We start from the raw sequence: 24,379 nt of genomic DNA, 5'->3' as shown, positions 1-24,379 counted from the left end.
GCGGCTACCGCCGGGCCGTCGGGGCGCCCGGTACGCCCTTGGGGGCCGGAGCGGGCCGGTCGGACAGGAAGGACGCCCAGCCCTGCTTCGGGGTCTCGCCGACGTCCAGCGAGCGCAGCCTGCTCAGGGTCTCCGGGTCCTGGGCGTCCAGCCAGTCGGCCAGCTGCCGGAAGGACACACAGCGCACGTCGGGCTGGTTGCAGACGGTCTCGACGACCTCGTCGACGGCGCGCATGTACGTTCCGCCGTTCCAGGACTCGAAGTGGTTGCCGATGATCAGCGGAGCGCGGTTGCCGTTGTAGGCGCGGTGGAAGCCCCGGAGCAGACCGTCCCGCATCTGCTCGCCCCAGTACGCGTGCTTGGCGGGGTCGCCCTGGGTCTTGGTGCCGGACTGGTTGACCATGAAGTTGTAGTCCATGGTGAGCTGCTCGTAGGTGTGTCCCGGGAAGGGCACGAGCTGCATCGACAGGTCCCACAGCCCCATCCGCTTGCGGGGCCAGACCTGCTGGTTGACGCCGCTGGTGTCATAGCGGAAGCCCAGCCGGCTCGCCGCCCTCATGAAGTTCTTCTGGCCCTCGAGGCAGGGGGTGCGGGCGCCGATCAGCTCCCGGTCGTAGTCGAAGGGCAGCGGGGCGGCCTTCGTCATGCCGGTGTTGGTCTTCCAGGTCTTCACGAACTGCTTGGCCTGGGCGATCTCGTCGCGCCACTCCGCCGGGGACCACTCGCCGACCCCGCCGTTCCTGCCGCAGAAGTGGCCGTTGAAGTGGGTGCCGATCTCGTTGCCCTCCAGCCACGCCAGCCGGAGCTGCTGCACGGTGTCGGCGATGCCCTGCTCGTCGTTGAAGCCGATGTCGGAGCGGCCGGGCGAGTGCTGCGGGGGCCGGTACAGGTCGGCCCTCTCCTCCGGCAGCATGTACACGCCGCTGAGGAAGTACGTCATGGTCGCATGGTTGGCCTTGGACACCTTGCGGAAGTGGGAGAACAGCTTCTGGCTGTCCTCTCCGGCGCCGTCCCAGGAGAACACCACGAACTGCGGGGGCTTCTGACCGGGCTTCAGGCGTTGCGGTCTGGGCAGGTGCGGCTGCGGTCCGGTGTACGCGGTGGAGCCGTCGCCGATCAGCCGGACCACGTGCTTGGGCGCCGGGGCGCCCTTGCGCGGGGTCTGCGTTCCCGCCTTGGAAGCATCGGTTCCGGTCGCACAGCCGGCGAGTGACACGGCGGCCGTCGCGGCGACCACGACGGCCGCGGCGATCCTCTGGGTGGCGGTCATGTTCCGCCCACCTTCTTCCTTCTCTCGGCCCACGCCGACGAGGGCGTTCTGTCGGTGCGTGCCGGGGCGAGCCGGCAGCGCGGTCAAGGTCGCACGGGACCGAGAAGGAATTAATACGACAAGCCGATGAAATGCTCACTTCATCCGAGAGAGTGATCTCTTGCCCCATTTGCCGCATAAATCCATGCCTGACCTTTACTCTGCATTACGATCGTTTTACCGAGCGTTGCTTTTTCATCCCGCCGCTGTACGCCGTGACCCACGGCCGCGACCGCCCCCGCCATCGACGGGGGACCACCAGTTCCGCGACCGCGCTGCCCCGGAGGAGACGGGAACATGTCAGCCTGCGTCCCCACTCGTACGTCCGACTCGACGCGCGCCCGGCGCGCCCACCCGCCCCACAGCCCCCCGTCGGGCCCGCACCGCCGCTTCCGTGTCGCGGGCGCCGACGTGTCCGCCTCGATCGCGGTCTTCCTGATCGCCCTCCCCCTGTCGCTGGGCATCGCCCTGGCCACCGGAGCCCCCCTCCAGGCCGGTCTTGTCGCCGCCGCCGTCGGCGGGATCGTCGCCGGCTGTGTCGGCGGCTCCCCGCTCCAGGTCAGCGGCCCAGCCGCCGGGCTCACCGTGGTCACGGCCGACCTCATCCAGCGCTATGGATGGCGGACGACCTGTGCCGTCACCGTCCTCGCCGGACTCACCCAACTGGGCCTCGGCTGTCTGCGCGTGGCGCGCACCGCGCTCGCCGTCAGCCCCGCCATCGTCCACGGCATGCTCGCCGGCATCGGCGTCACCATCGCCGTCGCCCAGCTGCACATCGTCCTCGGCGGCACCCCGCAGAGCTCCGTCCTGGCCAACCTCCGCGCCCTGCCCGCCCAGCTGGCCGGACTCCAGCCCGCCGCGGTCGCCGTGAGCACCCTGACCCTGAGCCTGCTGCTGCTCTGGCCACGGATCCCGGGCCGGGCGGGCCGACTGCTGCGCAAGGTGCCCGCCGCACTCGTCGCCGTCGCCGGGGCCACGGCCGCGGCGTCCCTGGCCGGCCTCACCCTGCCCAAGGTCGACCTCCCCTCCTGGCGCAGCCATGCCCTGGCCGGGCTCCCCGAGGGCCCGGCGCTCGGCGTCGCGGCGGCCGTCCTCACCACCACCCTGGTGTGCAGCGTGCAGTCGCTGCTCGGCGCGGTCGCCGTCGACAAGCTCATCTCCTCCCGCGCCGACCTCATCTCCTCACCCACGGGCCGCGCCCCGCGCGTCGGCCGCTCCGACCTCGACCGTGAGCTGCTCGGTCAGGGAGCCGCCAACATCGTCTCCGGCGCGCTCGGCGGACTGCCCGTCGCGGGTGTGGCCGTGCGCAGTTCGGCGAATGTCCAGTCGGGTGCCGTGAGCCGGAACTCCACGATGCTGCACGGCGTTCTCGTAGTGATCGCCGCGCTGCTGATGGTCCCGGTCCTGGAGCTCATCCCGCTCGCCTCGCTCGCCGCCCTGGTGATGGCCGTCGGCATCCAGATGGTGTCCCTGCACCACATTCGTACGGTGACCCGCCACCGGGAGGTGCTGGTGTACGCCGTCACCACCCTCGGCGTGGTGTTCCTCGGCGTTCTGCAAGGCGTGACGCTGGGGATCGCGGTCGCCGTCGCCGTCGCCCTCAACCGCCTCACCCACACCCGTATCACCCACCACGAGCAGGGAGGAGTCCATCACGTCCATGTGCGAGGCCAGTTGACGTTCCTCGCGGTGCCACGACTCAGCCGGGCCCTGCACCTCGTACCCCACGGCACGCCCGTCGTGGTCGAGCTGGACGGCTCCTTCATGGACCACGCGGCGTACGAGACCTTGCAGGACTGGCAGAAGACCCACACCGCCCAGGGCGGCACCGTCGAACTGACCGGACGCAGACTCAACGCGGCGGCCACGGCTCCGGCCCCCACCGGCGCCGGTGCCGACTGCCGCTGCCGGCCCTGGACCCCTTGGCGCAACCACCAGTGCGAGCTCCCGCGCTCCGCACGCGCTTCGGGTTCCGAGAGCCCGGAGCAGCCGGGCGAACCCAGCGCGCCGCCCACACCGCAGGAGCCGCACGAGCCGAACGAGGCGAGCGACACCGCCGGCTCCGCAGGCCCCGTCGGCCCCGCAGGCCCCGGGGCCGACGGCAGCCACCACCCCCTGGTCCGCGGCATCAGCGCCTTCCAGCGGAACACCGCTCCGTTGGTGCGCGGGGAGTTGGCACGGCTGGCCCGGGAGGGGCAGCAGCCGACGCAGTTGTTCCTCACCTGCGCCGACTCGCGGCTGGTCACCTCGATGATCACCTCCAGTGGTCCGGGCGACCTGTTCGTGGTGCGCAACGTGGGCAACCTGGTGCCGCCGCCGGACGAGGAGAACGGGGACGACTCGGTGGGGGCGGCCATCGAGTACGCGGTGGACGTGCTGAAGGTCCGGTCCATCACGGTGTGCGGGCACTCCGGATGCGGGGCCATGCAGGCGCTGCTGGGCTCCGAACCCGGCGGGAGGCAGACGCCGTTGAAGCGGTGGCTGCGGCACGGGCTGCCGAGTCTGGAGCGGATGGCCGACGACGGCCGCCCCTGGGCCCGGCTGGCCGGGCGGTCGCCGGCGGACGCGGTCGAGCAGCTGTGTCTGACGAACGTGGTCCAGCAACTGGATCATCTGCGGGCCCACGAGTCGGTGGCGCGCGCCCTGCGGGCCGGGGCGCTGGAGCTGCACGGGCTGTACTTCCACGTGGGCGAGGCACAGACGTATCTGCTCACCGGGAACGACGGCGGCGAACTGTTCGATCATGTGGGCCATCGGGTGTGAAAGGCGTTACACCGGATGAACTCCGTCCGACCCCCGTCCGTGGGTACGGATGACCGGGCCCGTACCAGGACCAGCAGAACCAGGACCAGGACCAGGACAGGTCTAAACCAATTTTCCGTCGACCCTTGTCACCGGGCCCCCGGTTCTGATGAGCTGTGGCCTGGGACACAACGGACACCCTTCGATTGGGAGATGTCGTGAGCAACGAGAGCCTGGCCAACCTGCTCAAGGAAGAGCGCAGGTTCGCGCCCCCCGCCGACCTGGCCGCGAACGCCAACGTCACGGCGGAGGCGTACGAACAGGCCAAGGCTGACAGGCTCGGCTTCTGGGCCGAGCAGGCCCGTCGGCTGACCTGGGCCAAGGAGCCGACGCAGACGCTGGACTGGTCGAACCCGCCGTTCGCGAAGTGGTTCGAGGACGGCGAACTCAACGTCGCGTACAACTGCGTCGACCGCCATGTGGAGGCCGGGCACGGCGACCGGGTCGCGATCCACTTCGAGGGCGAGCCGGGCGACAGCCGCGCGCTCACCTACGCCGAGCTCAAGGACGAGGTGTCGAAGGCGGCCAACGCGCTGCTGGAGCTGGGCGTCCACAAGGGCGACCGGGTCGCGGTCTACATGCCGATGATCCCGGAGACGGCGATCGCGATGCTGGCCTGCGCCCGGATCGGCGCCGCGCACTCGGTCGTCTTCGGCGGCTTCAGCGCGGACGCGCTGGCGACCCGGATCCAGGACGCGGACGCCAAGGTCGTCATCACGGCCGACGGCGGGTACCGGCGCGGCAAGCCGTCCGCGCTCAAGCCGGCCGTCGACGACGCGATCCGCAAGGTCGACAACGTCGAGCATGTGCTGGTGGTCCGCCGTACCGGCCAGGAGGTCGCCTGGGACGACAGCCGGGACGTGTGGTGGGACGAGATCGTCGAGCGCCAGTCCGCCGAGCACACCCCCGAGGCCTTCGGCGCCGAGCAGCCGCTGTTCATCCTCTACACGTCCGGCACGACGGGCAAGCCGAAGGGCATCCTGCACACGTCCGGCGGCTACCTCACGCAGGCGGCGTACACGCACCACGCGGTCTTCGACCTCAAGCCGGAGACCGACGTGTACTGGTGCACCGCCGACGTCGGCTGGGTCACCGGGCACTCCTACATCGTCTACGGGCCGCTGGCGAACGGCGCGACACAGGTGATGTACGAGGGCACGCCGGACACCCCGCACCAGGGGCGCTTCTGGGAGATCGTGCAGAAGTACGGGGTGACGATCCTGTACACCGCCCCGACGGCGATCCGTACGTTCATGAAGTGGGGCGACGACATCCCCGCGAAGTTCGACCTGTCCTCGCTCCGCGTCCTCGGCTCGGTCGGTGAGCCCATCAACCCCGAGGCCTGGGTCTGGTACCGCAAGCACATCGGTGCCGACCTGACCCCCGTCGTGGACACCTGGTGGCAGACCGAGACCGGGGCGATGATGATCTCGCCGCTGCCGGGCGTCACCGAGGCCAAGCCGGGATCGGCCCAGCGCCCGCTGCCCGGCATCTCCGCGACCGTCGTCGACGACGAGGCGAACGAGGTGCCGAACGGCGGCGGTGGCTATCTGGTCCTGACCGAGCCGTGGCCGTCGATGCTCCGCACCATCTGGGGCGACGACCAGCGGTTCCTCGACACCTACTGGTCGCGGTTCGAGGGCAAGTACTTCGCGGGCGACGGCGCGAAGAAGGACGACGACGGGGACATCTGGCTGCTGGGCCGGGTGGACGACGTCATGCTCGTCTCCGGGCACAACATCTCGACCACCGAGGTCGAGTCGGCACTCGTGTCGCACCCGTCGGTCGCCGAGGCGGCCGTGGTCGGCGCGGCCGACGAGACGACCGGGCAGGCGATCGTCGCGTTCGTCATCCTGCGCGGCACCGCCGCCGAGTCCGAGGACCTGGTGGCCGAGCTGCGCAACCACGTCGGGGCGACGCTCGGCCCGATCGCCAAGCCCAAGCAGATCCACCCGGTCACCGAACTGCCCAAGACCCGCTCGGGCAAGATCATGCGCCGTCTGCTGCGGGACATCGCCGAGAACCGTGAGCTCGGAGACGTCACGACGCTGACCGACTCCACCGTCATGGACCTCATCCAGGCGAAGCTGCCGGCGGCGCCGAGCGAGGACTGAGCACGTCCCCCGAAGGGCACCCGGCGACGCGGACGATCGCGCCGGGTGCCCGTTTCCCCCCTATCGTGGGGATCATCTGGCCATACCTCGCGCATCTTAGGTAAACTAAGCAAAACAGGTGCGCCGGGAAGTCTGGTCGGCATGCGCTACGCCATGCCCACCGACCGGAGGTCTCCACCGTGTCCGCGCCCCGTACCACCGCCCGCAAGGTCTTCGGACGACTCTCCCTGCCCGAGCGGACGTACCTCACGGACGCGCTGCGGACCGAGACCGTCGGCGGTGTCCTGCTGCTCCTCGCCGCGGTGACCGCACTGCTCTGGGCGAACGTCCCCGCGCTGCACGACAGCTACGAGACCGTCAGCCACTACCACCTCGGCCCCGAGGCCCTCGGTCTGCACCTGTCGGTCGAGCACTGGGCGGCCGACGGCCTCCTCGCGGTCTTCTTCTTCGTCGCCGGCATCGAACTCAAGCGCGAACTGGTCGCCGGGGAGCTACGGGACCCCCGGGCCGCCGCGCTGCCCGTCGTGGCCGCGCTGTGCGGGATGGCCGTACCCGCGCTGGTCTACGTGCTCACCAACCTCGTCGGCGGCGGCGGTCTGGGCGGCTGGGCCGTGCCCACCGCCACCGACATCGCCTTCGCGCTCGCCGTGCTCGCCGTCATCGGCACCTGGCTGCCGAGCGCGCTGCGCGCCTTCCTGCTCACCCTGGCCGTGGTCGACGACCTGTTCGCGATCCTGATCATCGCGGTCTTCTTCACCGACACGATCCACTTCGCCGCGCTGGGCGGCGCCGTCGCCGGCCTCGCCGTGTTCTGGGTGCTGCTGCGCAAGGGCGTACGCGGCTGGTACGTGTACGTCCCGCTCGCTCTGGTGATCTGGGCGCTGATGTACAACAGCGGTGTCCACGCGACCATCGCCGGCGTCGCCATGGGCCTGATGCTGCGCTGCACCACCCGCGAGGGCGAGGAGCACTCCCCCGGCGAGCACATCGAACACCTGGTGCGCCCGCTCTCCGCCGGTCTCGCCGTGCCGCTGTTCGCGCTGTTCAGCGCGGGGGTGACGATCTCGGGCGGGGCGCTCGGCGAGGTGTTCACCCGGCCGGAGACCCTCGGGGTCGTCCTCGGTCTCGTCGTCGGCAAGACGGTCGGCATCTTCGGCGGGACCTGGCTGACCGCCCGCTTCACCCGGGCCTCCCTAAGCGAGGACCTGGCGTGGGCGGACGTCCTGGCCGTCGCCTCGCTCGCCGGCATCGGCTTCACGGTGTCGCTGCTGATCGGCGAACTGGCCTTCGAGGGCGACCAGTCCCTGACCAACGAGGTCAAGGCCGCCGTCCTGACGGGCTCACTGATCGCGGCGACCTGCGCGACCGTCCTGCTGAAGCTGCGCAACGCCCGCTACCGCCGGCTCTACGAGTCCGAGGAGCGCGACGAGGACAGCGACGGCATCCCGGACGTCTACGAGCAGGACGACCCGGCGTACCACCTGCGGATGGCCGCGATCCACGACCGCAAGGCCGCCGAGCACCGCCGTATCGCCGCGGAGATCACCCGCGCGGGGGGTACGGGGACGGCCGCGGGGACGGATCCCGCGCCCCGCATGGCGGCCGAAGTGCCGGGCGGGGCAGGCGAGGACGGCGGCGGTCCGGCATGATCTGACGGGACGGTACAAAAGAAGTCAGACGGACCAGCAGCACAGAGCAGCAGAAGAGGGAGACCGCGATGAGCGCACCCGACGGCAGCCCGGTCGGCGCCGAAGCCAGCATCGGCCAGCTGTTCGCCTCGGCGACGACCGAGATGTCGGCGCTGGTGCACGACGAGATCGCGCTGGCGAAGGCGCAGCTCAAGCAGGACGTGAAGCGCGGCGCGGTGAGCGGCGGGGCGTTCACGGTGGCCGGCGCGGTCCTGGTGTTCTCGCTGCCGATGCTGAACTTCGCGCTGGCGTACGGCATCCGGACCTGGAGCGACTGGAATCTCGCGATCTGCTTCCTGCTGTCCTTCGCGGCGAACGTGCTCGTCGCGGTCGTCCTGGCGCTGATCGGCGTGGCGTTCGCGAAGAAGGCCAAGAGGAGCCAGGGCCCGCAGAAGGTGGCCGCGTCGATGAAGGAGAGCGCGGGCGTCCTGCAGAACGCCAAGCCGCACCCGCGGCCGGAGCTGTCTCAGGACCGGGTCCCGGAGGCCATCGAGGCTGTGGCACGCTCGACGTCATGACGGACCCCGCCACCCCTTCGGCGCAGCCCACCTCGGTCGTACGACCGGAATACGCCGACGGCACCAAGGTGACCCATCGTGAGGTGGCCGCGAACGGCGCCCGCTTCCACATCGCGGAGGCCGGTGACGGGCCGCTGGTCATGCTGGTCCACGGCTTCCCGCAGTTCTGGTGGACCTGGCGGCACCAGCTCGGCGCGCTCGCCGACGCCGGCTTCCGGGCCGTCGCCATGGATCTGCGGGGCGTGGGCGGCAGCGACCGCACGCCCCGGGGCTACGACCCGGCCAACCTCGCCCTCGACATCACCGGTGTGATCCGCTCGCTCGGCGAGCCGGACGCCGCGCTCGTCGGCCACGACCTGGGCGGCTATCTGGCGTGGACGGCCGCCGTGATGCGCCCCAAGCTGGTCCGGCGGCTCGCGGTGGCCTCGATGCCGCACCCGCGGCGCTGGCGCTCGGCGATGCTCGCCGACGTCCGGCAGTCGGCCGCGAGCTCCCACATCTGGGGGTTCCAGCGGCCGTGGATCCCCGAGCGGCAGCTCACCGCCGACGACGGGGAACTGGTGGGCCGCCTGATCCGGGAGTGGTCCGGGCCCCAGCCTCCGGAGGACGAGGCGCTGGAGACGTACCGGCGCGCGATGTGCATCCCCTCCACCGCGCACTGCTCGGTCGAGCCGTACCGGTGGCTGGTGCGCTCGATGGCCCGGCCGGACGGCATCCAGTTCTACCGGCGCATGAAGCGGCCCGTGCGCGTTCCCACGCTCCACCTGCACGGGTCGCTCGACCCGGTGATGCGCACCCGCAGCGCGGCCGGCTCCGGCGAGTACGTGGAGGCGCCGTACCGCTGGCGGCTCTTCGACGGGCTGGGCCACTTCCCCCACGAGGAGGATCCGGTCGCTTTCTCCACCGAACTGGTCAACTGGCTGAAGGATCCCGAACCTGATCGGTGACCGGGCCGTCGCGCCCGGTGTCCGCCGCGAGATGCCCGCATGAAACGCCTGTACGACAAGCGGCCACTTGCCCGGCGCATAGGCCAATTGGCGGGCCTCCGGGCGGTTATCGACCTTGGGGCGGGGGCAGACGTCGGGGTATGGGCTGGACGCACGACTACAGTGACGCAGCACGCAACCGCCGCTCGGCCGCTGGTCTGAGCTCCCACCAACGAGGTACCGACCCGCAACTGACGGGCTCCGACCTCCGGGTGGGCATTCCGCGCATCCTGCGCCGCCGGGCCCGCTGGGTCTCGGTACGCCTGCGTCACCCTCGAGGCTGACGCCCACGACCGTCCCCACCGGCTGACCGGCTGACCACCGCGCCCACGCCTAGAGGGCGCAGCGGTCGCTGTCCACCTGTTGTCCCGCGGTACGTCCGTCCGTGATGTCCTGCTGGATCTCGTCCGCGGTGAGCGCGTACCCGGTGGAGGCGTCGTCGAGCGACTTCGCGAACACCACGCCGTACACCCGCCCGTCGGGGGTGAGCAGCGGGCCGCCGGAGTTGCCCTGGCGGACGGTCGTGAAGAGCGAGTACACCTCACGGCGCACGGTGCCGCGGTGGTAGATGTCCGGGCCGTTGGCCGTGATGCGCCCGCGCACGCGCGCGGCACGGACGTCGTACGACCCGTTCTCCGGGAACCCGGCGACGATCGCGTCGGCGCCGGTGCTCGCGTCCGCGGTGGTGAACCGGAGCACGGGCGCGTCGAGGTCCGGTACGTCGAGGACGGCGATGTCGCGTTTCCAGTCGTACAGGACGACCGTCGCGTCGTACTTGCGGCCCTCGCCGCCGATCTGCACGGTCGGCTCGTCGACGCCGCCCACGACATGCGCGTTGGTCATGACCCGGCGCTCGCCGAAGACGAAGCCGGTACCCTCCAGGACCTTGCCGCAACTCTCGGCGGTGCCCATCACCTTGACGATGGAGCGCTGCGCGCGCGTGGCGACGGGGCTGCCGGCGAGGGCCGGGTCGGGCGGCTGGACGTCGGTGATCGGCTCGTTGGCGAACGGGCTGAAGACCTGTGGGAAGCCGTTCTGCGCGAGGACGGAGGAGAAGTCGGCGAACCAGGTGTCGGCCTGTGCGGGCAGCGCCCGGGACACCCCCTGGAGCACCGTGGAGTTGCGGACCTCCTTGCCGAGGGTCGGCAGGGTGGTGCCGGCCAGGGCGGAGCCGATCAGCCAGGCCACCAGCAGCATGGCGACGACGTTCACCAGCGCGCCGCCGGTGGCGTCCAGGGCGCGGGCCGGGGACCAGGTGATGTACCGGCGCAGCTTGTTGCCGAGATGGGTGGTCAGGGCCTGTCCGACCGAGGCGCAGACGATCACGACGACGACGGCGACGACGGCCGCCGTGGTGCTGACCTCGGCGTTGTCGGTGAGCCAGTCCCAGATGAGCGGCAGCAGGTAGACGGCGACCAGGCCGCCGCCCAGGAAGCCGATCACCGACAGGATGCCGACGACGAAGCCCTGGCGGAAGCCGACCACCGCGAACCAGACGGCCGCGACCAGCAACAAGATGTCCAGCACGTTCACGGGGTTCACCCTGTCATGACCGCCAGTCGAGCGGGACCTGCTTGTCCCGGTCCCAGGGGCGCTCCCAGCCCGCGAAGTGGAGCAGGCGGTCGATGATGCCGGCCGTGAAGCCCCAGACGAGGGCCGATTCGACCAGGAATGCCGGACCTTGGTGGCCGCTGGGGTGGACGGTGGTGGCCCGGTTGGCCGGATCCGTGAGATCGACCACGGGGACCGTGAAGACCCGGGCCGTCTCGTTCGGGTCGACGACTCCCACCGGGCTCGGCTCGCGCCACCAGCCCAGGACGGGCGTCACGACGAAACCGCTGACCGGGATGTACAGCTTGGGCAGGACGCCGAAGAGCTGGACGCCCGAGGGGTCGAGTCCGGTCTCCTCCTCGGCCTCGCGCAGGGCGGCCCGCAGGGGTCCGTCGCCCTGCGGATCGCCGTCCTCCGGGTCGAGGGCGCCACCGGGGAAGGAGGGCTGTCCCGCGTGCGAGCGCAGGGAGCCGGCCCGCTCCATCAGCAGCAGCTCGGGGCCCTGCTCGCCCTCCCCGAACAGCACGAGGACCGCCGACTGGCGTCCCGCGCCGTCCTGCGGCGGCAGGAAACGGCTCAGCTGGCGCGGCCGGACCGTCTCCACGACCCGCACGACCGGGTCGAGCCAGCCGGGCAGGCCGTGCTTGCGGAGCGGCACCGCGCCGCCCCGGACGCCGCCCGGACCGCCCTCCCCCGCGCCCGCCGCGGCTCCGGGCCGGGGGCCCGCACCGCCGGACCCGGCGTCCGCCGTATCCCCGTCCGCGTCACTGGCCGTACCGCTCGCCGTGTCACTCACCCGTGTCATCGCCGCACCACCCCCCGTTCCGCCGGGTCCAACGCCCGAGGACCCGTAGATCGTTCCGCCGGCCGCGCCCCGGTCGCCCGCCGGTCCTGCCTCCGTCGTCGCCCGGTCATCCGGCCCCCAGCGGCGGGGCCGGCCGGCCGCCCGCGTCGAGGTAGGCCTGCGGCGGGTTCAGCCGCTGGCCGGGGAAGCCGCCCTTCTCGTACTTCAGGAGCTTCTTCGCCTTCTCGGGGTCCGTCTCGCCCTCGCCGTACGCCGGGCAGAGCGGGGCGATGGGGCAGGCCCCGCAGGCCGGCTTGCGCGCGTGGCAGATGCGGCGGCCGTGCCAGATGACGTGGTGGGAGAGGTCCGTCCAGTCGCCCTTGGGGAAGAGCGTGCCGATCGCCGCCTCGATCTTGTCGGGGTCGGTCTCCTCGGTCCACCGCCAGCGCCGTACGAGCCGCTGGAAGTGGGTGTCGACGGTGATGCCGGGACGCCCGAAGGCGTTGCCCAGGACCACGAAGGCGGTCTTGCGGCCGACGCCGGGCAGGGTGACCAGGTCCTCCAGACGCCCGGGGACCTCGCCGTCGAACTGCTCCACCAGGCCCTTGGAGAGCCCTATGACCGACCGGGTCTTGGCCCGGAAGAACCCGCAGGGGCGGAGGATCTCCTCGACCTCCTCCGGGTTGGCCGCGGCCAGGTCCTCGGGGGTGGGGTACTTGGCGAAGAGGCCGGGAGTCGTCTGGTTGACCCTGAGGTCGGTGGTCTGGGCGGACAGGACCGTGGCGACCAGGAGCTGGAAGGGGTTCTCGAAATCCAGCTCGGGGTGGGCGTAGGGGTAGACCTCGGCGAGTTCTCGGTTGATGCGGCGGGCCCGGCGGACGAGCGCGGTCCGCGACTCGGGATTTCCCGCCGATTTACCAGAAGTACCTTTTGTCGTCACTTTTGCCGTTTTCTTACCCTCACCGGACTCTTGTTCGCCCACAGCGGAATCGCGACGTACAACCACCCGCCCAGCCCCCTTGGCCTGTGCTCTCACCGGCGATTTGGACACTCGGCCAGCCTAAAGCCCGGCACCGACATCCGCCCCGGACCCCGAAGATCGGCCCCCAATTGGACCCCTGCCGCTTACCTCGGGACATGTGTGCGGCATCCTTGTGACAGATCACACTGTTTGGACCGTCCGGCAAAATGGGGAACCAGGTCCCCTGGTAAGCGGGGGACAAGATCCCCTGAGCAGGCGACAAGGAGAGAACTCGTGGACGACGTTCTGCGGCGCAACCCGCTCTTCGCGGCACTCGACGACGAGCAGGCCGCGGAGCTGCGCGCCTCCATGAGTGAGGTGACCCTCGCCCGTGGCGACTCCCTGTTCCACGAGGGCGACCCGGGCGACCGGCTCTACGTCGTCACCGAGGGCAAGGTCAAGCTCCACCGCACGTCCCCCGACGGCCGCGAGAACATGCTGGCCGTGGTGGGCCCCGGCGAGCTGATCGGCGAGCTGTCGCTCTTCGACCCGGGCCCTCGTACGGCGACGGCGACCGCCCTCACCGAGGTCAAGCTGCTCGGCCTCGGCCACGGCGACCTCCAGCCCTGGCTGAACGCCCGCCCCGAGGTGGCCGCCGCGCTCCTGCGCGCCGTCGCCCGGCGTCTGCGCAAGACCAACGACGCCATGTCCGACCTGGTCTTCTCGGACGTGCCCGGTCGCGTGGCGCGCGCCCTGCTGGACCTCTCCCGCCGCTTCGGCGTGCAGTCCGAAGAGGGCATCCACGTCGTCCACGACCTCACGCAGGAGGAGTTGGCCCAGCTCGTCGGCGCCTCGCGCGAGACGGTCAACAAGGCGCTCGCCGACTTCGCCCAGCGCGGGTGGCTGCGCCTGGAGGCGCGGGCGGTCATCCTGCTGGACGTGGAGCGGCTCGCCAAGCGGTCGCGGTAACGGCACCGGGGCCACCGGGGGCTGCCGCCCCCGAACCCCTGCCACAGTGGCCCCATGGCTGAAACGATTCCTCCACGAGGGCTCGACGCCCAGGGCTTCCTCGCCCGTGAAGGCTCCCTCGCGCGCGTGCCGCACGCCTTCCGGCCCGTCGTCGCGGCCGCCCGGGACGGGATCCTGGAGCTGTTCGGGGCACGGCTGCACAGCGCGTACCTCTACGGGTCGATCCCGCGCGGCACCGCGCGCGTGGGGCGCAGCGATCTGGACCTGCTGGCCGTCCTGGGCGACGAGCCGACCGAGGTGGACCGGGCCGGCGCGCGGGCCCTGCTCGCATCCCTCGACCAGGGGTTCCCCCAGATCGACGGCGGCGGAGTGCTGCTGTCGAGCCGCACGCGCGTGCTGAGCGACCTGGAGCGGTACGACCTGGGGTTCTTCGTCGCCTGTCTGTGCACGCCGCTCCTCGGGGAGGACCTCGCCGAGTACCTGCCCCGCTACCGCCCCGACTCGCTCCTCGCGCGCGAGACGAACGGCGAGCTCGCCCTGCTGCTGCCGCGCTGGCGGGCACGCATCGCGGAGACGGCCGGTACGGAGGAGGCCCTCCGGCCCCTCGTCCGGTACATGTCCCGCCACCTCGTGCGCACCGCGTTCACCCTGGTCATGCCCCGCTGGAACGGCTGGACCAGCGATCTGCACGAGATGGCCGAGGCGTTCGCGGCCTCCTACCCCGAGCGGGCCGACCAGGTGCGTACGGCGGCGGTGCGCGGCTACGAGCCGACGGGCGACGCGGCCGTCCTCACGTCGTACGTGGACGACCTGGGGCCCTGGCTCGCGGAGGAGTACGCACGCGTGCACGGCATCAAGGCTCCCCGGCCGGAGGACGGCAGCCGGCGGGCGGCCGCCGGATGAGGGCGTGCCGGACGAGCGCGTGCTAGATGAGCCCGTGGTCCTCCAGGTACTCGATCTGCGCCCGTACGGAGAGTTCCGCCGCCGGCCACAGGGAGCGGTCGACGTCGGCGTACACATGGGCGACGACCTCGGAGGCGGCGCGGAAGCCGTCCTCGACGGCCGTCTCGACCTGGGCGAGGCGGTGGGCTCGGTGGGCGAGGTAGAACTCCACGGCGCCCTGGGCGTCCTCCAGGACGGGACCGTGGCCCGGGAGGACCGTGTGGACGCCGTCGTCGACCGTGAGGGACCTCAGACGCCGCAGGGAGTCCAGATAGTCGCCCAGCCGGCCGTCGGGGTGCGCCACGACCGTGGTGCCGCGCCCCAGGATCGTGTCGCCGGTCAGGACGGCCCCGTCGGCCGGGAGGTGGAAGCAGAGCGAGTCGGCGGTGTGGCCGGGCGTCGGCACGACCCGCAGCTCCAGGCCGCCCATCGTGATCACGTCACCGGCGCCCAGTCCCTCGTCGCCCAGCCGCAGCGCCGGGTCCAGGGCACGCACCCGCGTACCGGTCAGTTCGGCGAAGCGGACGGCGCCCTCGGCGTGGTCGGGGTGGCCGTGGGTCAGCAGGGTCAGGGCGACCCGCTTGCCGGCCCGCTCGGCGGTGTCGACGACCGCCCGCAGATGTCCGTCGTCCAGCGGGCCCGGGTCGACCACGACCGCCAGCTCGGAGCCGGGCTCGGAGACGATCCAGGTGTTGGTGCCGTCCAGGGTCATCGCGGAGGCGTTGGGCGCGAGGACGTTGACCGCGCGCGGGGTGGCCGGTCCGCTCAGGACGCCGCCGCGGGGCTGTCCGGGGAGGGCTGCTGCGTCGGTCATGCGGGGCCTCCACCGGAGGGGATCGGGATGTGCTTGGTGAACTCGCCGTGGCCCGGCCAGGTCAGGACGATCGCGTCGTCGGTGAGCCGGGCCTCGGCCAGGACGGCGGTCAGATCACGGCCGGGGGCGGCGGCGAGGGCCTCGGCGGCGGTGGCGTACGGGGTCAGCTGGCGCAGGGTCGCGATCGTGGGCGGCATCATCGTCAGCTCGCCCTTGTCGTACCCGGCCGCCGCCTCCCGCGGGCGGATCCACACCGTACGGTCCGCCTCCGTGGAGGCGTTGCGGGTGCGCTGGCCCTCGGGGAGCGCGGCCACGAAGAACCAGGTGTCGTAGCGGCGGGACTCGAACTCGGGGGTGATCCAGCGCGTCCAGGCGCCGAGCAGGTCGGAGCGCAGGACGAGCCCGCGGCGGTCGAGGAACTCGGCGAAGGACAGCTCACGGGCGGCCACGGCCGCGCGGTCCGCCTCCCAGTCGGGGCCGGTCGTGTCACCGACGACCGAGTCGGGGTCGGGGCCCGCGAGCAGGACGCCCGCCTCCTCGTACGTCTCCCGTACGGCCGCGCAGACGATCGCCTGGGCCACCGTCTCCTCGACGCCGAGCCGCTGCGCCCACCACGCGCGCGTGGGGCCCGCCCAGCGCACCGGGCGCTCGTCGTCGCGCGGGTCGACTCCGCCGCCCGGGTACGCGTACGCGCCTCCGGCGAAGGCCATGGAGGCGCGTCTGCGCAGCATGTGGACGAACGTCCCGGCCGGCCCGTCCTTCACGAGCATGACGGTGGCCGCGCGTCGGGGCGTGACGGGCGTGAGTGTCCCGTCCGCGAGTGCGCGGATGCGTTCCGGCCAGTCCGAGGGAAACCACTGCCCATTCGCCATGGGCGCGAGGCTATCCCCTGGTGAGCGAATGTTCGAGAGGTGCCCGAGGTCAGGGCACCCCCGCGGTGGCCCCTACGGGACCAGCTCGACCTGGATCTCGACCTCGACCGGGGCGTCCAGCGGGAGCACCGCCACGCCGACCGCGCTGCGCGCGTGCACGCCCTTGTCGCCGAGGACCGCGCCGAGCAGCTCGCTCGCGCCGTTGACGACGGCGGGCTGGCCGGTGAAGTCCGAGGCCGAGGCGACGAAGCCGACGACCTTCACCACGCGCGCGACGCGGTCCAGATCACCGGCGACCGACTTCACGGCGGCCAGGGCGTTCAGGGCGCAGGTGCGGGCCAGCTCCTTGGCCTCCTCGGGGGTGACCTCGGCGCCGACCTTGCCGGTGACGGGCAGCTTGCCGTCCACCATGGGCAGCTGGCCGGAGGTGAACACGTACGGCCCGGACTGCACGGCGGGCTGGTAGGCCGCGAGCGGCGGCACCACGGCCGGCAGGGTCAGGCCCAGCTCGGCGAGCTTCGCCTCGACGCCGCTCACGCCTTGGCCCGCTTCAGGTAGGCCACGAGCTGCTCGGGGTTGTTCGGCCCGGGCACGACCTGGACGAGCTCCCAGCCGTCCTCGCCCCAGGTGTCCAGAATCTGCTTCGTGGCATGGACGAGCAGCGGCACGGTTGCGTATTCCCACTTGGTCATGGGGCGACTGTATCCGCTGTCGCGCGGGGGCTCCCGTACAGGCCGGGCGGCTGGTTCCGGCCCGGTTGTCCACAAGCCATGTGGCCGATACCGCCCCCTGTTGTCCACAGCCTCCCGATTGCCTCGGGCATGGACTGGTTACGCTCGAAGACGTGAGCAGGCTCCAGGTCGTCAGCGGCAAGGGCGGGACCGGAAAGACGACGGTCGCCGCCGCCCTCGCGCTGGCCCTCGCCACGGCAGGGAAGCGGACGCTTCTCGTCGAGGTGGAGGGCCGGCAGGGCATCGCGCAGCTCTTCGAGACAGAGGCGTTGCCCTATGAGGAACGCAAGATCGCCGTCGCGCCGGGCGGGGGTGAGGTGTACGCGCTCGCCATCGATCCCGAACTGGCCCTTCTGGACTACCTCCAGATGTTCTACAAACTGGGGGGCGCCGGACGGGCCCTGAAGAAGCTGGGCGCGATCGACTTCGCCACCACCGTCGCGCCCGGCCTGAGGGACGTCCTCCTCACCGGCAAGGCGTGCGAGGCGGTCCGGCGCAAGGACAGAAGCGGGCGGTTCGTGTACGACTACGTCGTCATGGACGCCCCGCCGACCGGCCGCGTCACCCGCTTCCTGAACGTCAACGACGAGGTCGCGGGGCTGGCCAAGATCGGTCCGATACACAATCAGGCGCAGGCCGTGATGAGGGTGCTGAAGTCGCCGGAGACGGCCGTGCACCTGGTGGCGCTGCTCGAGGAGATGCCGGTCCAGGAGACCGCGGACGGCATCGCCGAGCTGCGGGCGGCGAAGCTGCCGGTGGGCCGGGTCATCGTCAACATGGTGCGGCCCGAGGTGTTGGGCACGGACGGGCTGGAACTCGTACGAACCGTGACACGTTCATCCATTGCGCGGTCGTTGTCCGCGGCCGGGCTGGGCGGGGCGCGGCGCGGCGGGCACGCCGAGCGGCTGGTGGACCCGCTCCTCCAGCAGGCCGAGGAGTACGCCGAGCGGCACGCGCTGGAGCAGGAGCAGCGGGCGGTCCTGGGCGAGCTGGGCCTGCCGCTGCACGAACTGCCGCTGCTCGCCGAGGGAATGGACCTGGCGGGCCTGTACGACCTCGCCACCGAGCTGCGCGAGCAGCAGATCGTATGAGGGGGACGGTATGAGTCGGGACCAGGGCCAGGCACAGCACCGGCTCCCCCCCGCGCGCGTGCTCGATCTCGACCCGCTGCTCGACGACCCGGCGACCCGGATCGTGGTGTGCTGCGGATCCGGCGGGGTCGGCAAGACGACGACGGCGGCGGCGCTGGGTCTCAGAGCGGCCGAGCGGGGCCGCAAGGTGGTGGTGCTCACCATCGACCCGGCGCGCCGGCTCGCCCAGTCGATGGGCATCGACTCGCTCGACAACACCCCGCGCCGGGTCAAGGGCGTCGAGGGCGACGGCGAGTTGCACGCGATGATGCTCGACATGAAGCGCACGTTCGACGAGATCGTCGAGGCGCACGCGGATCCGGAGCGGGCGTCCGCGATCCTGTCGAACCCCTTCTACCAGTCGCTCTCCGCCGGTTTCGCCGGCACACAGGAGTACATGGCGATGGAGAAGCTGGGCCAGCTGCGCGCCCGGGACGCGTGGGACCTGATCGTGGTCGACACTCCCCCGTCCCGCTCCGCGCTGGACTTCCTGGACGCGCCGAAGCGGCTCGGTTCGTTCCTGGACGGCAAGCTGATCCGGGTCCTGCTCGCACCCGCGAAGGTCGGCGGCCGCGCGGGGATGAAGTTCCTGAACGTCGGGATGTCGATGATGACCGGCGCGCTCGGCAAGCTGCTGGGCGGGCAGTTGCTGAAGGACGTGCAGACGTTCGTGGCGGCGATGGACTCGATGTTCGGCGGGTTCCGCACGCGCGCGGACGCCACCTACAAACTGCTCCAGGCGCCGGGGACGGCGTTCCTCGTGGTGGCGGCCCCCGAGCGGGACGCGCTGCGGGAGGCCGCGTACTTCGTGGAGCGGCTGGCCGCCGAGAGCATGCCGCTGGCCGGTCTGGTGCTCAACCGGGTCCATGGCAGCGGCGCGGCCCAGCTGTCCGCCGAGCGGGCACTCGCCGCCGCGGAGAATCTCGACCTGGCCGACACCGACCCGAGCGACGACGGGGGTACCGCCGCCGCTCCCGATTCCCCCGCGGCGGAAAATCTTGAAGAGCCCCGCATTGTGGATCAGGACGGCGGGAAAGCTGGACTTCGTAACTCTCCCGACACGCACGGCAGTTCAGAATCACCCGCAACCGATGCCGCCACCGGTCCCGCCACCGATCCGGGGTCCGGCTCCCCCAGCGCCGATCAGCTCACCGCAGGCCTGCTGAGGCTGCACGCCGAGCGTATGCATCTACTCTCCCGTGAGCAGCGCACCCGTGATCGCTTCACCGCCCTCCATCCGGAGGTGGCGGTGGCCGAAGTGGCGGCGCTGCCCGGTGATGTGCACGACCTCACGGGACTGCGGGACATCGGCAGCCGGCTCGCGGCCAACCGGCCGGAGCTGCCCGAGACTGCCGACGACTGAACAGGAAGGTCCCCCGTGCGGAAGGCCTCTTCTCAGCTCACCGCCGCGTAGTTCTCGTACATCTCGTCGTCGTCGAGCGACACGATGCCCGAGCCGCGCTCGTACTCCGAGCGCGCGGTCTCCAGCAGCCGGCGCCACGAGGTGACGGTCGGTCGCCTGCGCAGCAGAGCGCGGCGCTCGCGCTCCGTCATGCCTCCCCACACGCCGAACTCGACGCGGTTGTCGAGCGCGTCGGCCAGGCATTCGGTGCGTACCGGGCATCCGGTGCACACCGCCTTGGCCCTGTTCTGCGCTGCTCCCTGAACGAACAGTTCATCCGGATCGGTAGTGCGGCAGGCGGCCTGCGCACTCCAGTCGGTAACCCAGCCCATACCGGCGCCGTCCTCTCCCGAATCGAGGCTCCCCCACGGCGGCAGCGGCATATTCACCGCCGCCAGTTGAGGACGTTACGGAAGGCGGGCACAGCGCAACACCCCCTTCGGGCCCAATCTTGAATGGCCCGAACGGACTATGGGTAAGCGGCAGATCACCCGGGGGAGTGAGCCTGCGACATGCGCGACTTTCCCGGCAAACGGGACAGTTCACTTGGGTCACAACGGACGCCGGATGACACACAAGGCGGATTCGGGCACGCCTCCACCAAAAAAGTTGGAGAACCTCCGGAACGATTCGGGGTCGCCGGACGTATTGATACGTGGCCCTACTGCTGTGACAGTTGGGAGCAGCTTAGGCCAAGGCATATACGCGTGTCCGGCGAATGAGAACGTAGGCTGCCCCCATGCCAAACAAGCGCTCGGGCGGTGGCCTGTCCGCCACGCAGCAGGCCGCCAAGTTCCTCGGTGTCAGTGTCCTCTCCGGAGCCGTGCTGGCGGGTATCGCGCTGCCCGCGTTCGGCGCCCTGGGACTGGCCGCCAAGGGGTCGGTCGAGTCGTTCGACGAACTCCCGGCCAACCTGAAGACACCGCCGCTGAGCCAGCGCACCACGATCCTCGACTCCAAGGGATCCAAGATCGCGCAGGTCTACTCCCGTGACCGCACGGTGGTCGACCTCAAGAACATCTCGCCGTACATGCAGAAGGCGATCGTCGCGATCGAGGACTCGCGCTTCTACCAGCACGGCGCGATCGACCTGAAGGGCGTCCTGCGCGCCCTCAACAAGAACGTGCAGAGCAGCGGCGTCTCCCAGGGCGCCTCGACGCTCACCCAGCAGTATGTGAAGAACGTCTTCGTGGAGGAGGCCGGCGACGACCCGACGAAGGTCGCGCAGGCCACCCAGCAGACCATCGGCCGCAAGATCAAGGAGCTGAAGTACGCGATCCAGGTCGAGGAGGAGCTGGGCAAGAAGAAGATCCTCGAGAACTACCTGAACATCACGTTCTTCGGCGAGCAGGCCTACGGCGTCGAGGCGGCCTCGCAGCGCTACTTCTCCACGCACGCCAAGAAGCTCACCCTCCCGCAGGCGGCCCTGCTGGCCGGCATCGTCCAGTCCCCGAGCCGCTACGACCCGGTCAACGACGCGACCGAGGCCACCAAGCGGCGTAACACCGTGCTCCAGCGCATGGCCGAGGTCGGCGACATCTCGGAGGCCGAGGCCGCCAAGGCGCAGAAGGCCCCGCTGGGCCTGAAGGTCACCCAGCCGAAGAACGGCTGCATCACCGCCGTCCAGGGCGCCAGCTTCTTCTGCAAGTACGTCGAGCGGGTCTTCCTCAGCGACCCGGTCTTCGGCAAGACGAAGGAGGCGCGGGCCAAGCTCTGGAACCAGGGCGGCCTGACCATCCGGACCACCCTCGAGCCGCAGGCCCAGGAATCCGTCCAGGCCAGCCTGAAGAAGCACGTCTACAAGTCGGACAAGGTCGCCGCCGCCGCCACGCTCGTCGAGCCCGGCACCGGCAAGATCCTCGGCATGGGCCAGTCCAAGCCGTACGGCTACGGCAAGAACGAGACCGAGTACAACTACTCGGTCAACGCCTCCATGGGCGGCTCGAACTTCGGCTTCCCGACCGGTTCGACCTTCAAGCCGTTCGTGGCCGCGGCCGCGATCGAGGAGGGCCGTCCGGCCAACCAGACGTACTCGGCGCCGTACGAGATGTCGTACCCGGAGACCGTCCAGACGTGCAGCGGCAAGTCCTGGCGCAACGACGGCGGCTACAAGCTGGAGAACGAGAGCGCGTCCGAGAAGGGCCCGTACGACCTGCAGACCGCCATGGCGAAGTCGGTCAACACCTACTTCGTACAGATGCTCGCCGACATCGGCATGTGCCCCGTGGTGAAGATGACCGACGCGCTCGGCGTGGTCCAGGGCAACGGCGACAAGGTCCCCGAGGTGCCGTCCTCGATGACCCTCGGTTCGACCGGTCTCTCCCCCCTCACCATGGCGAGCGCGTACGCGGCCTTCGCCAGCCGGGGCATGTACTGCACCCCGGTCGCCATCGAGTCGATCACCCAGACCGCGGGCGGCAAGAAGAAGTCGCTGGAGGTCCCGAAGTCGACCTGCTCGCGGGCGATGAGCGAGAAGACCGCGGACACCATCAACACCCTGCTCAGCGGTGTGATCGACTCCGGTACGGGCCAGCAGGCCGGCCTCTCCGGCCGCGCCAACGCCGGTAAGACCGGTACCACGGACTCCCGCAAGAACGCCTGGTTCGTCGGCTACACCCCGAACCTCGCGGGCGCCGTCTGGGTCGGCAGCGCCACCCAGAAGGTGCAGATGACCGACATCTACATCGGCGGCGTCTACCACTCCCAGGTCTACGGCGGTGACACCCCCGGCCCGATCTGGCGCGACGCCATGAACGGCGCCCTGGAGGGCAAGGACGACCCGAACTTCAACCTCGTCTCCATCCCGCGCAACAACCAGGACAAGGGCGACGAGGACAACAACGACGACAACAACAACGGGAACAACGGCGGCGACAACGGCTTCATCGGCGGCCTCTTCGACGGCGGCACGTCCAACGGCAGCACCTCGACCGACGGCGGCTCCTCCTCGACCGGCGGCGACACCTCGACCGACTTCGGCAACCTGTTCCAGGGCAACGGCAACGGGAACGGCAACGGGGGCGGGCGTGGCTGAGCACCGGCTCCGACGCCGGTAGCGGACAGGACGCCGACAGGCGACAAGGGGACGGCCCCTGCTCCTCGTACGACGCACAGAGCAACGCGTGCGGTACGGGAAGCAGGGGCCGTTTCGCTTGTACGGCGCACCCCGGGGTCGCCCGGGGCCGGGTTCAGCCGGCGAGCAGCTTCTTGACGGACGCGGCGACGCGCCCGCCCTCCGCCAGCCCCGCCACCTTCGGGTTCACGATCTTCATGACGGCGCCCATGGCCCGCGGCCCCTCGGCACCCGCCGCCTTCGCCTCCTCGACGGCCTGGGCGACGATGTCGTTCAGCTCCTCGTCGCTGAGCTGCTTCGGCAGGTACGCGGCGAGCACCACGCCCTCCGCCTTCTCCCGCTCGGCGGACTCGGGGCGCCCACCCTGCGCGAAGGCGTCGGCGGCCTCCCGGCGCTTCTTCGCCTCGCGGGTGATCACCTTCTGCACCTCGTCGTCGGAGAGCTCGCGCTTCTCCTTGCCCGCGACCTCCTCCTTGGTGATCGCGGCGAGCGTCAGCCGGAGCGTCGAGGAGCGCAGCTCGTCGCGCTCCTTGATCGCGGCGTTGAGGTCTTCCTGCAGCTTCGACTTGAGCGTGGTCATGGGTGTGATTGTCGCAGGTGCGGCAGGCCCGACGCCCGCTCATTTCAGCGGTGACGGCAGACGGGGTGTCAGCCGGGCCCAACGGGTCTGACACGATGGAGGTATGCGCGCGCGATACGCAGTACCTCTGTCCATCGCGGCGGCTGGCGCCGCCGGTCTGGTGTACTCGGCGGGTTTCGAAGCCCGCTCCTTCCGCCTCCGACGGGTGACGGTCCCCGTCCTGCCCTCCGGAATGCGCCCCCTGCGCGTACTGCAGGTCTCCGACATCCACATGGTCGGCGGCCAGCGCAAGAAGCAGCGCTGGCTGCGCTCGCTGGCCGGTCTGCGCCCCGACTTCGTGATCAACACGGGCGACAACCTCTCCGACCCGGAGGGTGTCCCGGAGACGCTGGACGCCCTCGGCCCCCTGATGGATTTCCCGGGCGCGTACGTGTTCGGCTCGAACGACTACTACGGCCCCACCCTGCGCAACCCGGCCCGCTACCTCCTGGAGAAGGTCCAGGGCCGGCACGGCCTGAACGGCAACGCGCCCGCCGTCGGCGTCGTCCACAACCCGTGGGAGGACCTGCGGGACGGTTTCGACGGGGCGGGCTGGCTCAACCTGACGAACACGCGTGGCGTCCTCAAGATCGACGGCATGTCGATCGAGCTGACCGGCGTGGACGACCCGCACATCAAGCGGGACCGGTACGCCCAGGTGTCCGGCGGCCCCTCGGCCTCCGCGGACTTCTCGATGGGCGTGGTGCACGCGCCGTATCTCCGCGTCCTCGACGCGTACACGGCGGACGACTACCCCCTGGTCCTCGCCGGCCACACCCACGGCGGCCAGCTCTGCATCCCCTTCTACGGCGCCCTCGTCACCAACTGCGACCTCGACACGGACCGCGTGAAGGGCCTGTCGACGCACACGGCGGAGGGCCGTACCTCCTACCTGCACGTCTCGGCGGGCTGCGGCACGAGCCGCTACACACCGGTGCGGTTCGCCTGCCCGCCGGAAGTGACGCTGCTCACGCTGGTCGGGAAGGACTGAAAAGCCCGGAGGAACCAAGAGGGACCAACAGGGGACCAGGGGAACCAAGAGGGACCGGGAAGGACCAGGGGAACCAAGAGGGACCGGGAAGGACCAGGAAGGACTAAAGGAATCGGCCGGAAG

Annotated in this window: 22 protein-coding genes; 12 read left to right on the top strand and 10 right to left on the bottom strand. The window is 70.8% G+C overall.

Translation table 11 applies throughout. The features are described from left to right. Window positions 1-4: 4 nt before the first annotated feature. Window positions 5-1,270 (bottom strand): polysaccharide deacetylase family protein, encoded by a 1,266-nt coding sequence (locus AQJ64_RS29725; RefSeq protein ID WP_055638310.1) that lies wholly within the window; start codon window positions 1,268-1,270, stop codon window positions 5-7. A 336-nt stretch (window positions 1,271-1,606) separates the two neighbouring features. Between AQJ64_RS29725 and AQJ64_RS29720 the strand changes: the two genes are divergently transcribed. The 6 genes from AQJ64_RS29720 (at window position 1,607) to AQJ64_RS51180 (ending at window position 9,701) form a co-directional block, all read left to right on the top strand. Then, window positions 1,607-4,072 (top strand): SulP family inorganic anion transporter, encoded by a 2,466-nt coding sequence (locus AQJ64_RS29720; protein WP_059203150.1) that lies wholly within the window; start codon window positions 1,607-1,609, stop codon window positions 4,070-4,072. 197 nt (window positions 4,073-4,269) lie between these two features. Beyond that, entirely contained in the window at window positions 4,270-6,225 is a 1,956-nt protein-coding gene (acs, locus tag AQJ64_RS29715) for an acetate--CoA ligase (RefSeq protein WP_055634496.1), read from the top strand. 179 nt (window positions 6,226-6,404) lie between these two features. After that, entirely contained in the window at window positions 6,405-7,874 is a 1,470-nt protein-coding gene (gene nhaA / locus AQJ64_RS29710) for a Na+/H+ antiporter NhaA (RefSeq protein ID WP_055634497.1), read from the top strand. Between the two features lie 68 nt (window positions 7,875-7,942). Next, window positions 7,943-8,431, top strand: a complete 489-nt coding sequence (locus AQJ64_RS29705; protein ID WP_055634498.1) for a phage holin family protein — start codon at window positions 7,943-7,945, stop codon at window positions 8,429-8,431. After that, a complete protein-coding gene (locus tag AQJ64_RS29700; RefSeq protein WP_055634499.1) occupies window positions 8,428-9,378 on the top strand; it encodes an alpha/beta fold hydrolase in 951 nt (316 codons plus the stop codon). Before AQJ64_RS29705 ends, AQJ64_RS29700 begins: the two co-directional genes overlap by 4 nt. A 140-nt stretch (window positions 9,379-9,518) precedes the next feature. Continuing rightward, window positions 9,519-9,701 carry a hypothetical protein gene (locus tag AQJ64_RS51180; RefSeq protein WP_079062021.1) on the top strand — a complete coding sequence of 61 codons (183 nt, stop codon included), beginning with the start codon at window positions 9,519-9,521 and terminating at the stop codon, window positions 9,699-9,701. Between the two features lie 49 nt (window positions 9,702-9,750). On the opposite strand, the gene AQJ64_RS29695 is transcribed toward AQJ64_RS51180, so the two are convergent. The 3 genes from AQJ64_RS29695 to nth form a co-directional block, all read right to left on the bottom strand. Beyond that, the gene (locus AQJ64_RS29695; RefSeq protein ID WP_055634513.1) at window positions 9,751-10,950 is read right to left on the bottom strand and encodes a MarP family serine protease; all 1,200 of its coding nucleotides are present in this window, start codon (window positions 10,948-10,950) and stop codon (window positions 9,751-9,753) included. A gap of 13 nt (window positions 10,951-10,963) precedes the next feature. Next, window positions 10,964-11,773: an NUDIX hydrolase gene (locus AQJ64_RS29690; RefSeq protein WP_240512656.1), complete on the bottom strand. Its 810-nt coding sequence runs from the start codon at window positions 11,771-11,773 to the stop codon at window positions 10,964-10,966. Between the two features lie 106 nt (window positions 11,774-11,879). Further along, on the bottom strand, window positions 11,880-12,692 hold the full coding sequence (gene nth / locus AQJ64_RS29685; RefSeq protein ID WP_055634500.1) for an endonuclease III: 813 nt from the start codon (window positions 12,690-12,692) through the stop codon (window positions 11,880-11,882). 315 nt (window positions 12,693-13,007) lie between these two features. Between nth and AQJ64_RS29680 the strand changes: the two genes are divergently transcribed. Together AQJ64_RS29680 and AQJ64_RS29675 are read left to right on the top strand one after the other, a co-directional pair. Then, on the top strand, window positions 13,008-13,682 hold the full coding sequence (locus AQJ64_RS29680) for a Crp/Fnr family transcriptional regulator (protein ID WP_029382547.1): 675 nt from the start codon (window positions 13,008-13,010) through the stop codon (window positions 13,680-13,682). Window positions 13,683-13,736: 54 nt separating this feature from the next. Continuing rightward, complete coding sequence (locus tag AQJ64_RS29675) at window positions 13,737-14,585, top strand: nucleotidyltransferase domain-containing protein (protein ID WP_055634501.1); 849 nt, start codon at window positions 13,737-13,739, stop codon at window positions 14,583-14,585. Between the two features lie 22 nt (window positions 14,586-14,607). Here AQJ64_RS29675 and AQJ64_RS29670 read toward each other — a convergent pair whose 3' ends face one another. The 4 genes from AQJ64_RS29670 to sp36 all read right to left on the bottom strand — a co-directional run bounded on the left by AQJ64_RS29670 (window position 14,608) and on the right by sp36 (window position 17,002). Beyond that, a complete protein-coding gene (locus AQJ64_RS29670) occupies window positions 14,608-15,438 on the bottom strand; it encodes an MBL fold metallo-hydrolase (protein ID WP_055634502.1) in 831 nt (276 codons plus the stop codon). Next, complete coding sequence (locus AQJ64_RS29665; RefSeq protein ID WP_055634503.1) at window positions 15,435-16,310, bottom strand: NUDIX hydrolase; 876 nt, start codon at window positions 16,308-16,310, stop codon at window positions 15,435-15,437. Before AQJ64_RS29665 ends, AQJ64_RS29670 begins: the two co-directional genes overlap by 4 nt. Window positions 16,311-16,382: 72 nt before the next feature. Continuing rightward, the gene (locus AQJ64_RS29660; protein WP_055634504.1) at window positions 16,383-16,847 is read right to left on the bottom strand and encodes a RidA family protein; all 465 of its coding nucleotides are present in this window, start codon (window positions 16,845-16,847) and stop codon (window positions 16,383-16,385) included. Beyond that, window positions 16,844-17,002 (bottom strand): Sp36 family protein, encoded by a 159-nt coding sequence (gene sp36 / locus AQJ64_RS48355; RefSeq protein WP_020129281.1) that lies wholly within the window; start codon window positions 17,000-17,002, stop codon window positions 16,844-16,846. Before sp36 ends, AQJ64_RS29660 begins: the two co-directional genes overlap by 4 nt. A 152-nt stretch (window positions 17,003-17,154) precedes the next feature. On the opposite strand from sp36, the gene bagA reads away from it, so the two are divergent. Further along, a complete protein-coding gene (gene bagA, locus AQJ64_RS29655; protein ID WP_055634505.1) occupies window positions 17,155-18,132 on the top strand; it encodes an ATPase BagA in 978 nt (325 codons plus the stop codon). 10 nt (window positions 18,133-18,142) lie between these two features. Further along, entirely contained in the window at window positions 18,143-19,534 is a 1,392-nt protein-coding gene (gene bagB, locus AQJ64_RS29650; protein ID WP_055634506.1) for an ATPase BagB, read from the top strand. Between the two features lie 32 nt (window positions 19,535-19,566). On the opposite strand, the gene wblA is transcribed toward bagB, so the two are convergent. Beyond that, entirely contained in the window at window positions 19,567-19,905 is a 339-nt protein-coding gene (gene wblA / locus AQJ64_RS29645; RefSeq protein WP_055634507.1) for a transcriptional regulator WblA, read from the bottom strand. Between the two features lie 407 nt (window positions 19,906-20,312). Here wblA and AQJ64_RS29640 point away from each other — a divergent pair, with 407 nt between their 5' ends. Further along, window positions 20,313-22,607, top strand: a complete 2,295-nt coding sequence (locus tag AQJ64_RS29640; protein WP_055634508.1) for a transglycosylase domain-containing protein — start codon at window positions 20,313-20,315, stop codon at window positions 22,605-22,607. A gap of 154 nt (window positions 22,608-22,761) precedes the next feature. On the opposite strand, the gene AQJ64_RS29635 is transcribed toward AQJ64_RS29640, so the two are convergent. Beyond that, window positions 22,762-23,226, bottom strand: a complete 465-nt coding sequence (locus tag AQJ64_RS29635; protein ID WP_055634509.1) for a GatB/YqeY domain-containing protein — start codon at window positions 23,224-23,226, stop codon at window positions 22,762-22,764. 103 nt (window positions 23,227-23,329) lie between these two features. Between AQJ64_RS29635 and AQJ64_RS29630 the strand changes: the two genes are divergently transcribed. Next, complete coding sequence (locus tag AQJ64_RS29630) at window positions 23,330-24,256, top strand: metallophosphoesterase (RefSeq protein WP_055634510.1); 927 nt, start codon at window positions 23,330-23,332, stop codon at window positions 24,254-24,256. Window positions 24,257-24,379: the final 123 nt, after the last annotated feature.

The sequence above is a fragment of the Streptomyces griseoruber genome (assembly GCF_001514205.1).
GTDB lineage: Bacteria > Actinomycetota > Actinomycetes > Streptomycetales > Streptomycetaceae > Streptomyces > Streptomyces griseoruber.
The sequence above is the reverse complement of the archived record's forward strand: the minus strand, read 5'-3'. Positions and strand labels throughout refer to the sequence as shown.

Excerpts from the sequence above, each read along its gene's own strand:
- AQJ64_RS29725 (WP_055638310.1), bottom strand. The coding sequence starts at position 1,270 with ATGACCGCCACCCAGAGGATCGCCGCGGCCGTCGTGGTCGCCGCGACG.
- AQJ64_RS29720 (WP_059203150.1), top strand. The coding sequence starts at position 1,607 with ATGTCAGCCTGCGTCCCCACTCGTACGTCCGACTCGACGCGCGCCCGG.
- AQJ64_RS29705 (WP_055634498.1), top strand. The coding sequence starts at position 7,943 with ATGAGCGCACCCGACGGCAGCCCGGTCGGCGCCGAAGCCAGCATCGGC.
- AQJ64_RS29700 (WP_055634499.1), top strand. The coding sequence starts at position 8,428 with ATGACGGACCCCGCCACCCCTTCGGCGCAGCCCACCTCGGTCGTACGA.
- AQJ64_RS51180 (WP_079062021.1), top strand. The coding sequence starts at position 9,519 with ATGGGCTGGACGCACGACTACAGTGACGCAGCACGCAACCGCCGCTCG.
- AQJ64_RS29690 (WP_240512656.1), bottom strand. The coding sequence starts at position 11,773 with ATGACACGGGTGAGTGACACGGCGAGCGGTACGGCCAGTGACGCGGAC.
- AQJ64_RS29675 (WP_055634501.1), top strand. The coding sequence starts at position 13,737 with ATGGCTGAAACGATTCCTCCACGAGGGCTCGACGCCCAGGGCTTCCTC.
- AQJ64_RS29670 (WP_055634502.1), bottom strand. The coding sequence starts at position 15,438 with ATGACCGACGCAGCAGCCCTCCCCGGACAGCCCCGCGGCGGCGTCCTG.
- AQJ64_RS29665 (WP_055634503.1), bottom strand. The coding sequence starts at position 16,310 with ATGGCGAATGGGCAGTGGTTTCCCTCGGACTGGCCGGAACGCATCCGC.
- sp36 (WP_020129281.1), bottom strand. The coding sequence starts at position 17,002 with ATGACCAAGTGGGAATACGCAACCGTGCCGCTGCTCGTCCATGCCACG.
- bagB (WP_055634506.1), top strand. The coding sequence starts at position 18,143 with ATGAGTCGGGACCAGGGCCAGGCACAGCACCGGCTCCCCCCCGCGCGC.
- wblA (WP_055634507.1), bottom strand. The coding sequence starts at position 19,905 with ATGGGCTGGGTTACCGACTGGAGTGCGCAGGCCGCCTGCCGCACTACC.
- AQJ64_RS29640 (WP_055634508.1), top strand. The coding sequence starts at position 20,313 with ATGCCAAACAAGCGCTCGGGCGGTGGCCTGTCCGCCACGCAGCAGGCC.
- AQJ64_RS29635 (WP_055634509.1), bottom strand. The coding sequence starts at position 23,226 with ATGACCACGCTCAAGTCGAAGCTGCAGGAAGACCTCAACGCCGCGATC.
- AQJ64_RS29630 (WP_055634510.1), top strand. The coding sequence starts at position 23,330 with ATGCGCGCGCGATACGCAGTACCTCTGTCCATCGCGGCGGCTGGCGCC.